12 protein-coding genes and 1 pseudogene are annotated in these 12,634 nt (G+C 57.1%); 6 read left to right on the top strand and 7 right to left on the bottom strand.

What is annotated here, in order from left to right; all coding sequences use genetic code 11:
- The first annotated feature begins 118 nt into the window (after window positions 1-118).
- The gene (locus tag IB252_RS08520; protein WP_192408162.1) at window positions 119-391 is read left to right on the top strand and encodes an Atu4866 domain-containing protein; all 273 of its coding nucleotides are present in this window, start codon (window positions 119-121) and stop codon (window positions 389-391) included.
- A gap of 141 nt (window positions 392-532) precedes the next feature.
- Here the strand turns inward: IB252_RS08520 and IB252_RS08515 are convergent, their stop codons facing one another.
- Window positions 533-1,465: a helix-turn-helix transcriptional regulator gene (locus IB252_RS08515; RefSeq protein ID WP_192408160.1), complete on the bottom strand. Its 933-nt coding sequence runs from the start codon at window positions 1,463-1,465 to the stop codon at window positions 533-535.
- A gap of 585 nt (window positions 1,466-2,050) precedes the next feature.
- Here IB252_RS08515 and IB252_RS08510 point away from each other — a divergent pair.
- From IB252_RS08510 to IB252_RS08495, 4 genes are all read left to right on the top strand, one after another.
- Window positions 2,051-3,400 (top strand): MFS transporter, encoded by a 1,350-nt coding sequence (locus IB252_RS08510; protein ID WP_192408158.1) that lies wholly within the window; start codon window positions 2,051-2,053, stop codon window positions 3,398-3,400.
- A gap of 98 nt (window positions 3,401-3,498) precedes the next feature.
- Entirely contained in the window at window positions 3,499-4,191 is a 693-nt protein-coding gene (locus tag IB252_RS08505; RefSeq protein ID WP_192408156.1) for a fumarylacetoacetate hydrolase family protein, read from the top strand.
- 42 nt (window positions 4,192-4,233) lie between these two features.
- A complete protein-coding gene (locus tag IB252_RS08500; RefSeq protein WP_192408154.1) occupies window positions 4,234-4,992 on the top strand; it encodes an SDR family oxidoreductase in 759 nt (252 codons plus the stop codon).
- Window positions 4,993-5,025: 33 nt separating this feature from the next.
- Window positions 5,026-5,982, top strand: a complete 957-nt coding sequence (locus IB252_RS08495) for a 2-hydroxyacid dehydrogenase (protein WP_008154137.1) — start codon at window positions 5,026-5,028, stop codon at window positions 5,980-5,982.
- 246 nt (window positions 5,983-6,228) lie between these two features.
- Here IB252_RS08495 and IB252_RS08490 read toward each other — a convergent pair whose 3' ends face one another.
- From IB252_RS08490 to IB252_RS08465, 6 genes are all read right to left on the bottom strand, one after another.
- On the bottom strand, window positions 6,229-7,362 hold the full coding sequence (locus IB252_RS08490) for a sensor domain-containing diguanylate cyclase (protein ID WP_192408152.1): 1,134 nt from the start codon (window positions 7,360-7,362) through the stop codon (window positions 6,229-6,231).
- 189 nt (window positions 7,363-7,551) lie between these two features.
- Window positions 7,552-7,884 carry a hypothetical protein gene (locus tag IB252_RS08485; protein ID WP_192408144.1) on the bottom strand — a complete coding sequence of 111 codons (333 nt, stop codon included), beginning with the start codon at window positions 7,882-7,884 and terminating at the stop codon, window positions 7,552-7,554.
- Window positions 7,885-8,526: 642 nt separating this feature from the next.
- Complete coding sequence (locus tag IB252_RS08480; RefSeq protein ID WP_225607349.1) at window positions 8,527-9,993, bottom strand: ArnT family glycosyltransferase; 1,467 nt, start codon at window positions 9,991-9,993, stop codon at window positions 8,527-8,529.
- A 236-nt stretch (window positions 9,994-10,229) separates the two neighbouring features.
- On the bottom strand, window positions 10,230-10,523 hold the full coding sequence (locus tag IB252_RS08475; RefSeq protein WP_008154156.1) for a lipid-A-disaccharide synthase N-terminal domain-containing protein: 294 nt from the start codon (window positions 10,521-10,523) through the stop codon (window positions 10,230-10,232).
- 1 nt (window position 10,524) lies between these two features.
- The gene (locus IB252_RS08470) at window positions 10,525-11,268 is read right to left on the bottom strand and encodes a glycosyltransferase family 2 protein (protein WP_111449644.1); all 744 of its coding nucleotides are present in this window, start codon (window positions 11,266-11,268) and stop codon (window positions 10,525-10,527) included.
- A gap of 165 nt (window positions 11,269-11,433) precedes the next feature.
- The gene (locus IB252_RS08465; protein ID WP_192408142.1) at window positions 11,434-11,682 is read right to left on the bottom strand and encodes a hypothetical protein; all 249 of its coding nucleotides are present in this window, start codon (window positions 11,680-11,682) and stop codon (window positions 11,434-11,436) included.
- Between the two features lie 279 nt (window positions 11,683-11,961).
- Here IB252_RS08465 and IB252_RS08460 point away from each other — a divergent pair.
- Window positions 11,962-12,567 (top strand): annotated as a pseudogene (locus IB252_RS08460) (two-component sensor histidine kinase); the annotation flags it as partial.
- Window positions 12,568-12,634: the final 67 nt, after the last annotated feature.

The raw sequence follows: 12,634 nt of genomic DNA, 5'->3' as shown, positions 1-12,634 counted from the left end.
GTGCGCAATTACGGCGCTGGTCTTGCTGCCTGGCGCCCAAGCTTTCCAATCCGACTAGATGCCATTCCGAACGCCATGCAAGGCGATCAGCGTATTAAGCCAATCAAGGAGCAACGATATGACTCATTCCTCAAGCGATCAAAACAGGTATGTCGGTATGTGGGTTACTGTGGATGGCCGCATACGTCATGAACTGCTTGCCGGTGGCCGCTATGACGAGGCCCGTGGCGATAAGAAAAGTGCCTACCAAGGGCGTTACTGGCTCGAAGGAAACCACATCGAGTATGTAGACGACACAGGGTTCACCGCCGACGGTGAGTTCCGTGATGGGGTTCTCTATCACGCCGGCATGGTTCTGTATAAGGAACAGGAAAATAGAGCTGGCAACTAGCACCGAAACGGCGGCAGCTGTAGCCCGGACCGGGGCTGCTTTTTCTTCCTGTCGCCACTGTCAACGATGGGCTTTGGATTCAACCGGTGCTCCCGCCCGGATCGACCTCGTCTCTACCGCCACATCACCTACAGCTGTCGATCAGGTGTTGGACGGTGATTGCGGCGTATCGGGATTGAGTTGCTGACGTCTGAATTGCCCTGGTGGCTGGCCATGTATCTGGCGAAAGCGTCGGGAGAAATAAGCCTCGTCAGCGAAACCGCACAACCTCGCCACCTCCCCCACCGGCCGGGTTCCATTGAGCAAGTAATTGCGCGCCGCGTGCATCCTGCGCTCGAGCACCAGCTCAGTGAAGGTCTTGCCGATTTCCTTGCGCAACCAGTGCGTCAGATACGTCGGTGACAGGTAGGTCGCAGCAGCCACCTTGATCAGGTTGAGATCGGGGTCGGCGATATTTTTGCGCAAGTATTCGGACATCCTGCTCAGCGCATCGCGGCGGCTGACTTCGGCGGCATTCTCTTCGGCCAATCGTTTGAGCGGCTCGGCATACAAGGCACAAACGCTCCCCACCAATTGCAGCAGCAACCCCTTGAGCATCTCGCGGGTGCCAAACTGACGGTTCTCATCCAGGGCTCGCATCTGTTCGATCAAAGCACAGACTTTGCGGAAGTCCTCATCGCCCAGAATGAAATCCAGATGTTCCTGAAAGCGGAACGGCGACAACTCCGGCGCCAGGAGAATCGAGACTTCCTCCAGATCCATCGGGTCACACTGCAAGTGCGGTAGCAGGAAGGTCTGGGAAAAATTGATCACCATGAAATTGCTGTCGGCCGGATGCGGAATCACATGCACGCGATGCGGCAGGATGAAGGCCAGCGTATTGCGCGGAAACGGACGTTCGACATTACCGATGTGCTGCACGGTATCGCCACCGAGGTTGACCTGGATTTGGAAATATTCATGGCGATGCGGACTGGTTTCGGCGCTCCGACCCTTTTTGTCGCGGATGTAAAAGTCCGTCAATTCGCTGCGTTGCTGCATGACGTAAGTGGGCACTCGACTCGGTGACAACATCGCCTGAGGATCCTCGACAGGTACATGGACAGGTTGTCGTCGCGCCGCAATCTCGGCGGCGACTGCGGTGATTGTGAAGGCAGACCCCATCGGCTTCAACATGTCATAGGATGACAACGAAATGCAGAGAATTAATTGTATCCGTGTGTGATGTGTCGCCTGTCCAAAAAATCTACTTGCACAAAAAGATAATTAATCGTTTATAAACAACGACTTATGAAACAAATGAAGCATAAACAAGGAAATGCGCTGATTTGTTTTTTCTTGGACACCTGCATTCATCGCCTTTTTCAGAAGAAAAAACGATCTAACGCCTCCGTTGATTTTGAGATGTTGTACGACCACTGTGATAGCCAATGCAGCCCGAACCTTCCAAAAACAATCAAAAGGTGCGCACGTGATGAACCTGTTTTTCCCCCTCGCCAACCCTCCCCCGATCGAGCCAGTCCGAAGGCGTATCTGAGCGCCTGACAGCGGCTGTCCGCGCCTCTCATTCAAGTAGCGATTGCTCTGCCCCGGTACTGCGGGCACGGCTTCGGCTGCGCGCGAACATCTCGATTCTTCTAACAATAAAAAGGTCTACTCATGTCGAACTCGCAAACCTCCCCGTCCACCGCGCCGTCGGTGAGCGCCAGCGCCCGGGACGCCCTGTTGCCTCAACGACTGCCGACGCGTCGGCGCTGGTTCATGCTGTCATTGCTGCTGATTGCGACCATCATCAATTACATCGACCGCGTAAACATCTCGATTGCCGCACCGTTCATGGCCAAGGATCTGGGCCTGGACAAGATCGAAATGGGCCTGATTTTTTCCGCGTTTGCCTGGACCTACGCACTCGCCTTGGTCCCCGCCGGGTTCATTGCCGATCGCTTCGGTTCCCGGTTCACTTACGGGGTGTCGCTGATCAGTTGGTCGACGGTCACGGTGTGCCAGGGCTTTGCCACAGGATTCGCTTCGCTGTTCGGGCTGCGCCTGGCCGTCGGTGCCATGGAAGCTCCAGCGTTTCCGGCCAACAGCCGAGCGGTCACGGTGTGGTTCCCGGCCCGCGAACGGGGCCTGGCCAGCAGCATTTACGTGTGTGGCCAATATCTGGGCACGGCTCTGTTTACCGGCGCACTGTTATGGCTGGCCACGACCTATGACTGGCGCCATGTGTTCTACAGCACCGGAATACTCGGCATTGTGTTCGGTGTGATCTGGCTCTACGTGTACCGCGATCCGCTGAACTGCAAGAACGTCAGCCAGGAAGAGCTGAAGTACATCGAAGCCGGGGGCGGACTGGTCAAGAGCAGTCAGGAACGCACCCGGTTCAACTGGCGGCAGATCGCCGAGCTGTTCAGCTATCGGCAGATCTGGGCGATTTGCATCGGCAAGTTCGCCAGCACCTCGGCGTTGTACTTCTTCCTGACCTGGTTCCCGACGTACCTGATCGAAGAACGCAAGCTGACCATGATCAAGGCCGGGATCTTCGCGGTGCTGCCGTTCGTGGGGGCAACGGTCGGCATTCTGCTGGCCGGCATCGTCTCCGACTTGCTGATACGCCGTGGTTATTCAATGTCCTTCGCTCGCAAGTTGCCATTGGTGGTCGGATCAATGCTGGGCATGTCGATTGTGCTGGTGAATTTCACCGACTCGAATGTGATCTGCATTGCCGTGCTGACCATAGCCTTCTTCGCCCAGGGAATCGCTTCGTCGTCGTGGGCGGCCGTATCGGAAGTCGCGCCCAAGGAACTGATCGGCCTGACCGGCGGAGTCACCAGCCTGGCCGCCAACATCGGCGGAATCGTCACCCCGATTGTGATTGGCGGCATCGTCCACGCAACCGGCTCGTTTGCCTACGCCTTCTGGTTCATTGGCGGCGTGGCGTTGATCGGGACCTTGTCCTATTCGTTGCTGCTCGGTCGCTTGTATCGCATCGAACTCAAGGCGCGCTGAGCCAAGAAACCGTTTTTCTCCAACACGAGGCGGCTTTCGTCCAACTTTGCAAAAGATTGCCGCCGTACGCTGACGCTTCAAACAGGACGACTACCAAAATGACGATGACCGAATACGTGTTTACCCCGGATCTGCCCGTGACCTTGCCGGTTGCCGGCAGCCAGCAGCGCTTTCCCGTTGGCCGGGTATTTTGCGTCGGCCGCAACTACCCTTGGCCAGACACCCAAGGCCAGTCCCGCCAGCCGCCAGTGTTCTTCATGAAACCGGCGAGCAACGTGGTGGATGCGGCGGGTGAAGTGACTTTCCCGCCGTTGACCGAAGAGTTTGTCCACGAAATCGAATTGGTCGTGGCCATCGGTGAAGGCGGCGCCAATATTCCGCAGAGTCAGGCGCTGGCCTATGTCTGGGGCTATGCCGCCGGTCTTGATCTGACCCGTCGTGATGTCCAGCGCGCGGCCAAAAGCAATGGTTTGCCGTGGGAAGGTGCCAAGGTGTTCGACGGCGCCGCGCCGATGACCGCCATCGTGCCGGTGACTCGCGCCGGGCACCCGGATGGCGATGTGTGGCTGAACGTCAACGGCGAAGAGCGCCAGCGCGACAGCCTCGACAGCCAGATCTGGTCGGTCAGTGAAATCATCAGCCGCATCTCGCAATCGGTAGCGCTGCGGGCAGGTGACTTGATCATGACCGGCAGCCCGGCAGGCGTCGATGTTCTGCAACCAGGGGACATCATCAACGCCGGGATCGACGGCATCGGCCAACTGGAAATGCGCGTCGGTCCACGACCTTGAACCCGGCACACGCTCTCGTGAATTGAAAAAGGAGATAACAACATGAACAGTCCTTTGAAAGTGGCCCTGGTCACCGGCGCCGGTAGCGGAATCGGCCGCGCCGTGGCCCTGGCTCTGATGGCCGACGGATTCACCCTCGTAGTGGCCGGACGTCGGCCAGAGCCATTGCAGGCATTGGTCGACTTAGCGCTCAGCGAAGGACACGAAGCGTTGGCGGTGCCCACTGATGTGCGTGATCCGGCCAGTGTCGATGCGCTGTTTGCCACCATCACCGAGGTATACGGACGCCTCGACGTGGTGTTTAACAACGCCGGGGTCAATGCCCCTGCCGTGCCGCTCGATGAGCTGACATTCGAGCAGTGGCGAAACGTGATCGACACCAACCTCAACGGCGTTTTCCTCTGCGCCCGTGGTGCCTTCGGGCTGATGCGCCGGCAACAGCCACAGGGCGGACGCATCATCAACAACGGCTCGATCTCGGCGCATACCCCACGCCCCTTCAGCAGCGCCTACACCGCCAGCAAACACGCGGTGCTGGGGCTGACCAAATCCCTGGCCCTGGACGGGCGCGAATTCAACATCGCCTGCAGCCAGATCGACATCGGCAACGCCCTGACCGAAATGTCGGTGCGCATGACCAAAGGCGTGCGCCAGGCCAACGGCACCATCGCCGTGGAGCCGATGGTGGACGTCAAGCATGTGGCCGATGCGGTGCGCTACATCGCCAGTCTGCCGCTGGAGGCGAACGTCCTGAACATGACCGTCATGGCCACTGCCATGCCGTTTGCCGGTCGCGGTTAAACCGGCCTTTTTATTCCGTTACGCGAGGTTTACATGAAGCCAGAAGTCTTGCAGCTCAGCCCGATCCTGATCCCTGAAATCAACGCGCGGCTTGATGAGTTGTTTACTGTCAGACGTTACTTCCAGCAGGCCGACAAGCAGGCTTATTTACAGGAACACGGCGCGAACATTCGCGCAGTGATCACCGGCGGGCATACCGGTATCAGCCAAGGGCTGATGGCGCAATTACCGAAACTGGAAGTGGTGGCGGTCAACGGCGTGGGTACCGATGCGGTAGATCTGGCGTACGCCCGGGATCGCGGAATTCGCGTGACCGCAACCATCGGCGCGCTGACCGAAGACGTCGCCGACCTGGCCATCGGCTTATTGATTGCCGTGTGCCGGGGTCTGTGCACCAGTGATCGTTATGTGCGTTCGGGGCAATGGCCCCAGAGCCCGACACCGTTGGCCCCGTTGCCGTTGGCGCGTCAGGTGTCGGGCATGCGCATCGGCATCGTCGGCATGGGCCGGGTCGGCCGTGCAGTGGCGACCCGGGCCGCAGCGTTCGGCTGCCCGATCAGTTACACCGATCTGCAGCCGATGAACGATGTGAACCACACTTTCATCGCCGATCTGAAGCAGCTGGCCAGCAACAGTGATGCGCTGATTCTCGCGGCCGCTGCCGACAAGGCTGAAGCCATCATCAATGCCGAGGTGCTGCAGGCGCTGGGCAAGGACGGGTATCTGATCAACGTGGCGCGCGGCAAGCTGGTCAACGAGGTCGATCTGGTGGCGGCGCTTGCCGCTGGTGAGATCGCGGGTGCAGCGCTGGATGTGTTTGTCGATGAACCGAACGTTCCCGAGGCACTGTTTGCCAACGAAAAAGTGGTTCTGCAGCCTCATCGCGCCAGTGCGACACTGCAGACCCGCACGCGGATGGGAGAAATGGTGGTGGCGAGCCTGGTGGACAGTTTCGCCGGGAGAATACCGCAGGGTTCCGTGACTGACTGAAGGTTGGCCGCCGAGGAGATGTTGCGTCCCCTCGGCGGCTCGGTGTCAGGTAAACAGATCGACGCCCAATCCGAGCTGCGACGATTCCGGTGAATACCCGATCTGCAGGCGCGGAGGGTTGAACCACCGCGATGCGCACCAAGGGAATTTGGAGGCGAGGATCTGGAGGCGAAGCGCTCAGTCGGGGAGAGACCCTCAACATTGATAGCCTGTTCAACAGCCGCACCGATTTCCGACAGACAATTTCTACAGATAGCCAGCAACTGCGACTTGATTACGTCCCAGCGCCTTGGCTCGATACAGTGCTTTATCAGCATTGTTCATCAAGCTGTGCAGGTCTTTATCACCGGCATCCGTCGACGCTACACCGAGGCTGGCTGTTATGCAGTGAACAGGCTCGATCATCAATCCAGCAATAGTCTGGATGAGCTGTTCTGCAATCTCGACGGCGGCCTCAATGGAGGTATCCGGGAGCAGAACTGCGAATTCTTCTCCACCTAGCCGGCCGTGGATATCCGTTGCACGAAAGGATGAACTGATGACCGCACCCATTTGGCGCAAAACCTGATCCCCAACCTGATGGCCGTAGGTGTCGTTGATATGCTTGAAGTGATCCATGTCCAACATTACGACGCACACCCCTAACCGGTTGGTTTCGCATTCGTTGTAGAGCTGCTGGGCATGCTCGAAAAAAGCTCGTCGACTTTTCAGGCCGGTCAGTTCATCAGTTTGTGCTGCACGGGTTGAAATGCTGTTCGCCTGTTCCATTTCACGGGTTAGTCGAAAGGCGGTTTCCAGTGCTTCGGACATTTTCCGTGTAGCGCGGGCAACAAATGACGCGAACACCAAAACCGAGAGTGCCATGCCGACTTGAATCATGGACGATTGAAACAGCAGCCAGGCGGTGCACGGCAACAGAACCAGTCCAATGGACACGAGTGTCATATAGAGGTAGGCCGAGTAGCAGGACACCGCGCTGACAGACATCCCGACAGCAAAGAGCATGACCAACGCCTGCGACAAAAGATCGTCTGCGGGCATGACAACGAATGCACCTCCCCCCCAGATACTGGCGGACAGCACGAGCGTGCTCCAGTATTTGCGCTCCCAGCGTTGAGGAGTACGCTCACTTTCGTCACTGCGAAAGTAGACAACAAACATCGAGATGCGCAACAGCGTCGATCCGGTCAGTATGGCCAGCCACCAAAGAACAACGCTGTGTTCAAAACGATCCCAACACAGCCAACACAGCATGATGGCAGCGAGGTAGCTACCAAAAACCGCAGAAACTGATTGGCGAAATAGTTGATGCAATCGGTCAGTTCGCACCTGCTCGGCTATGAAAAACTCTTGGTCATTCCGAGATCCTGGGCAGTCCATGTGATCCACCTGATCATGACTCAACTAAAAAAAAGCGATTGTGGCACCCTGCCACTAACGCAAACAACCGAATTACGCTCGTGGCCGTCCGCAAAGCTCCTGGAGAATGGCCCCACCTCGTAGCCAAGCCCGAACACCGACCCGTTCAATGAGCTGCGCTCCTGTCGACCCATGAGGAAGAGTGCCCACTTACATCGACTTGACGGACACCACTTCCACAAACCTGAATTTTGTTCTGGCCGCCTTAGTCGCTTCTTGCTCTGCAACCAGGGAGCTCAGCGTATCGGCCTCATGTACCATCTCGTGCATCTTGCCTTCAAACTCATTTCCCACCCGCAGCGTGACTTTCAACCTGGGCGTGAAGCCTTTTGAGACTATCTTTCTCTTCGCTGCCTTTACCGGTTGCACGATCACGACATCCGGGACGGAGTCTTGCACGTGTGAGGTAATTGCCGGCGCTAGGGACTCCGAATCACCGAACAGTGCCCGGCGCATCTCTTCTTCCGTCAATTGTGTATTCATATCATTTCTCAGAAGGGTGTTATCTATAACCTGACGGATTCTATCAGCATGACCGGACTCTGTAGTAAAGCGTCGCAGGGGCAGGCCTGAAGCGGTAAAGGGCCAGCAGATACCGGCGAGCGTCAGCGTCTGTCGGAACAGGCGTACCAATCGGCAGATCTGAATAAGGAACTGACTTTTGCCTGCGCTTTCGTATCCGCCCTGTCATGCCTTCGTCACATCCACCCAGCACAATGCCGTCAGCCAAAGGGATTTGGCCCTATCGACAAAAAGCCCGGCCAAGTGCCGGGTTTTTTCGTTCCATCGACATGCTTTTCACGAAGTGCTCACAGAACGGAGCGCAGATTGAACGGACAAAAGGATTTGACCCCATACAGAGAGCCCGCCATGTGCGGGCTTTTTGTTGTCAGACTTGCAGCGATATCGCTACAAGGCAAAAACCGTAATCGAAGCTCTATCCTCGGAAGCTCGAATTACCGGCTAGCAAACTGTTATGCCCTCCCCCATCAGAAATCGACGGTGGGGCGAAAGCGTTTTCACTGTTGAGGCGCGCAGACTGGATCAAGCCCATGTTGCCGATCCGTTGGGCACAAGATCAAGCGGGGCCAACATCCAGTCATGCAGAGCTTCAATGACGCAGATTCAAGGCTTGATCTGGCCCTGATTAGCGCAAAAAGAGCCTAGTCCGAGCAACACGGCCGAACGTTTGGGTTTCAGGTACGACTCGATCCGCGTCAGGGTGCAAGGCGCCAGGGCTTGCAATGCCGCAGGAAGCGGTTCCTGGACAAACAGCAGGCCCGGCGTATGGGCTACGCTGCTGACTTGCGACTCGGTGATCGAACTGACGGGCCGCCCCATGTAATAGACCAGGCGAATGTCCGCAGCTCCCAAGCTATAGGCCGGGACGTTTGGGTACGCATCGGTGGCGGCTTTTATCTGCGCAAATCCGTCGATCCGATGGGCAAACACTCGCCCTTCAAGCCCCAAGTAGAACAGCGTGTATCCCGCCAGTACCACGGCCGGAACAATGCGCAGACTCCAGCGCTGCCAAGGGTGCCGGGCCTGGGTCAGCAGTTGGCTCCAGCGCCAGGCCAACAGCAGGGCGATGGCCGGATAGATAGGCAACAGGTATTTGGCGTGCTTCTCGGTGAACAGCGAGAACAGCAGCAGCGGCACCAGAATGCAGCACAGCAACAGGGTCAACTGCGGACTCAGGCGGATGGCGTGCCAGAGTTGCCGCGGCCGCACCAGAAGTATCAGCCAGAAGGGAAAGAAATCCCCACTCAGATACAACAGATAGGCGTACCAGGCTTCTGCCCCCTGGCCATTGATTTTCTTGACGATGTCTTCGTTGACGATGGCCGACCAGACGCTCCAGCCCTCCTGCATGGACACCGCCAGATACCAGGATACCCCGACCAGCACCGCAAGCATCCAGCCCCAGCCGTCATACAGAAAAGCTCGGGCCAGACGATCGCGACAGATCAACGCATAGACCAGTATCGGCGCGGTCACCCACAACAGGCAGACCGGCCCCTTGGTCAGCAAGGCACAGCCGAGCAGCCCGTAACTGAGCCAGACCCAGCTGCGACCGCCTTGCGCGAACAGAAAGCGCCATGCACAAAACAGCGCCAGCAGACACAGGCCGGTCAAAGGCATTTCTATTTCCGCCCGGCGGGCAAACAGGCTGAACCCGGCATTCGCCGCCAGGAACACCACAGCCAACAACGCCACCTGTCGCCCGGCGAAAGCATAAGCCTGGCGATACAAGGTCAGACAACACAGCGTCGCAAACAGCGCCGAAGGCAGGCGCACGCTCCATTCGGAGAGGCTGCCCAGCAGTGACGTGCTGACCAGGGCCAGCCAATAGAACAGCGGTGGTTTGGACAGGTACAGCTCGCCGTTCATGTACGGCAACAGCCATTGGCCAGCCTCGTGCATTTCCCGTGTCGTCACGGCGCGACGGGCTTCATTGACGCTCAGGAACGGCAAACTTCCCAGTCCCCAGTAAAACAGCAGCAGGAGCAACACTGCCACGCCCAGGGTTGGCCAATCCAGCGCGCGCCGCGCGGCTTGCATCGGCCGCAATACCTCGCCTTCTGTTCTCATACGCGCCTCACTCCTTTTCCAAGATGCACGAGAATGCGTGAGTCCGCTCAACGGGCTCATCGTGTTTTCGTGAACTAATAACAACAGCACTCGCCAATAGCGCGGGCAAGTACAGGGCTACTTTTGGCAGATGGGCAAGTTGCACGAATAGCGCCACCGCCCACATGAAAAGCGGAGGTTTGTCTGCGTAAGCCAATCGCTCTAACCGCGAAGTAAATAGTCGTATCCGCACCGATTCAGTCCTTTTTTTCCAGCTCGTGGCTTTCCTGCTCACGATGTTTCGCAATCAATTGCAAATTGCGCAAGTACACAATAAAACCGAAGGACTGGCCGACGATAAAAACCGGGTCTTCGCGGTAGATTGCGTACGCCAACAACAGCGCACTGCCGACGATACTCAGGTACCAGAATCCAACAGGTATCATGCTGCGTTTTTTGTATTCGCTGTATAGCCACTGCAGGACAAAACGCCCGGTAAAAGCCAACTGACCAACGAAACCAACAGCCAACCACAAAGTTTCTCTGCCCATGTCAGACCTCGGTTTCCTGGGCGTTGACTTCCAGGCGGGTGCGTTTTATCAGCCACCACACCCCGAACAAATCAACTATGCCCACAAGGGCTCGGTCGAGGTTGCCGTAGTTGGAAACTCCTGCACCGCGCTCACGGTGGTTCACTGGTTGAATCAACATTCGGCCGTTGTGACGACGGATCAGCGCAGGAATAAAACGGTGCATGTGATCGAAATACGGCAAGCGCAGAAACGCCTCACGTTCAATCAATTTGATACCGCAACCGGTATCAGGCGTTTGGTCTTTCAGCAGGCGACTGCGCAGGTTGTTGGCAAATCGCGAAGCCCAGCGTTTGCTCGCCGTGTCCCGGCGGTTCACGCGGTGACCCGCCACCAGTTTGACCCCGCCGGGTTTACCCTCCGAGCCACGGACCAAATCGAGCATTTTCGTTAGATCGGCTGGATCGTTCTGGCCATCACCATCAAGGGTTGCCAACCAATGCCCACGTGCCACTTCAGCAGCGTGGTAAATCGAGGTGCTCTGCCCAAGGGAACGAGCATGACTGAGCACCCGCAACTGACTGTAGCCATTACCTTGTAATGTCCGTAATTCGGTGGCTGTGGCATCGGTGCTGCCATCGTCAACCACTATGACTTCAAAGGTCTCGTTGGCCAGCGCTACACGCACTTCCTCCAGAAGTGGGATGAGGTTACCGGCTTCGTTTTTTGCCGGAATCAGGACCGACACGTAAGGCGTTTCTTGCATGACATTTCCGTAAAAAAAGCTGAGGGGTGAGCGGCTAGACGCCGTAGTAGAGGCGGTACCAATCGACAAACGAATGAACGCCGTCGCCTGACTGCAGCGGCATGAAATTATTTATTGCGCGGATTCCCAGTGCCTCTTCAATGCACTCGACAAACTCCAGAAGCTTCACCGGCGCGCCAAAGCCGATGTTGTAAACCTTGCTTTGCGCGTTGGTTTCGCACGGCAGGCTTCCAGCATGTCGACCACATCCAGCAACTGGAACTCGAAATTGCGGCGGTCGACGTCAATGAATTCAGAAAGCACAACAGCGGCGTTTCCACCGGCAACACGTCTAGCGTTAACATCCTTGCCGCACTTCCGACGACACACTTCTACCAAGCCGACATAGTCGTTACTAACAACGGTCACTTCCATAAATCACTCTGCATGTTTGCAAGGCTCTTCTGTACCTGCGGAGGCTTATAATCAAAACGAAATGAAAATTTTGTGAGCGGCAAAGGTGATAGCGAAAAAAAGCTTTAAATAATGCGTTTTAGAGGAGAACAGGTTTCAGGAGGCCACCTTAACGAATCCGTTTGATACCGTTTAAGTGCTGCTGGGCGCCACCACGCCAGTGCTGATGGCCTTGATCTCGAAAACCGCCGACGACCCGCAAACGGGCCACGTGATGGGGCGGATGGTTTCAAAAAGCGTTTGAGGGACTCGGTACTACTACGCCTGTCCGTGACGCTATCGTTGGCCATCCTGATCGTTGCGGTGCTGGCCGGGATTTTTGCGTTTGTCTCTGCGTTCGACGAGGCCCACGAAATGCAGGACGACACCTTGCGTCAGGTGGCCGTCTTGTTTGATCGGCAACAGGTGTCCCTACACTATCCCGCGTCCCAGGAAGTCGATGGCGACAATGAAGAATCCAGGGTCATCGTGCAATACCTGGCCGATGGCAGTAAAGCCATCGGCAACGATGACACCCTGATACCACTGCCCTTCCCCACCACACTGGCCGATGGCCTCTCGACCTTGAATGTCACCGACGAAGACTTTCGTGTGCTGGTCAGAACAACCGCCCGCGGTGAACGCATCGTCGTCGCTCAAGAAAACAGCGTCCGCGACAAAGAAGCCCGCGAGAGCGCCTGGCGAAGTTTGCTGCCGTTTCTCATTCTGTTTCCGGTGCTATTGCTGGCGGTGGGCGACCTGGTGCGCAAACTGTTCCGTCCGATTGCCGCCCTTTCGGCTGACATCGATCGACGCGATGAACAGGCACTGCACCCTATCGACGAGCACGCCCCCCTCTTCCTGCGTTCACCCGCTGAAGGCAATCCTGCGATTAAGTACCGAGTTGCCAAAAAGATTCGGGACGCCTGACCGT

It is taken from the genome of Pseudomonas sp. PDM10 (genome assembly GCF_014852295.1).
Taxonomy (GTDB): domain Bacteria; phylum Pseudomonadota; class Gammaproteobacteria; order Pseudomonadales; family Pseudomonadaceae; genus Aquipseudomonas.
The sequence above is the reverse complement of the archived record's forward strand: the minus strand, read 5'-3'. Positions and strand labels throughout refer to the sequence as shown.

Bases quoted from the DNA above. Each gene is read 5' to 3' on its own strand.
- IB252_RS08475 (WP_008154156.1), bottom strand. From the start codon at position 10,523: ATGGGCAGAGAAACTTTGTGGTTGGCTGTTGGTTTCGTTGGTCAGTTG.
- IB252_RS08480 (WP_225607349.1), bottom strand. From the start codon at position 9,993: ATGAGAACAGAAGGCGAGGTATTGCGGCCGATGCAAGCCGCGCGGCGC.
- IB252_RS08505 (WP_192408156.1), top strand. From the start codon at position 3,499: ATGACGATGACCGAATACGTGTTTACCCCGGATCTGCCCGTGACCTTG.
- IB252_RS08470 (WP_111449644.1), bottom strand. From the start codon at position 11,268: ATGCAAGAAACGCCTTACGTGTCGGTCCTGATTCCGGCAAAAAACGAA.
- IB252_RS08465 (WP_192408142.1), bottom strand. From the start codon at position 11,682: ATGGAAGTGACCGTTGTTAGTAACGACTATGTCGGCTTGGTAGAAGTG.
- IB252_RS08495 (WP_008154137.1), top strand. From the start codon at position 5,026: ATGAAGCCAGAAGTCTTGCAGCTCAGCCCGATCCTGATCCCTGAAATC.
- IB252_RS08500 (WP_192408154.1), top strand. From the start codon at position 4,234: ATGAACAGTCCTTTGAAAGTGGCCCTGGTCACCGGCGCCGGTAGCGGA.
- IB252_RS08485 (WP_192408144.1), bottom strand. From the start codon at position 7,884: ATGAATACACAATTGACGGAAGAAGAGATGCGCCGGGCACTGTTCGGT.
- IB252_RS08490 (WP_192408152.1), bottom strand. From the start codon at position 7,362: ATGGACTGCCCAGGATCTCGGAATGACCAAGAGTTTTTCATAGCCGAG.
- IB252_RS08520 (WP_192408162.1), top strand. From the start codon at position 119: ATGACTCATTCCTCAAGCGATCAAAACAGGTATGTCGGTATGTGGGTT.
- IB252_RS08515 (WP_192408160.1), bottom strand. From the start codon at position 1,465: ATGTTGTCACCGAGTCGAGTGCCCACTTACGTCATGCAGCAACGCAGC.
- IB252_RS08510 (WP_192408158.1), top strand. From the start codon at position 2,051: ATGTCGAACTCGCAAACCTCCCCGTCCACCGCGCCGTCGGTGAGCGCC.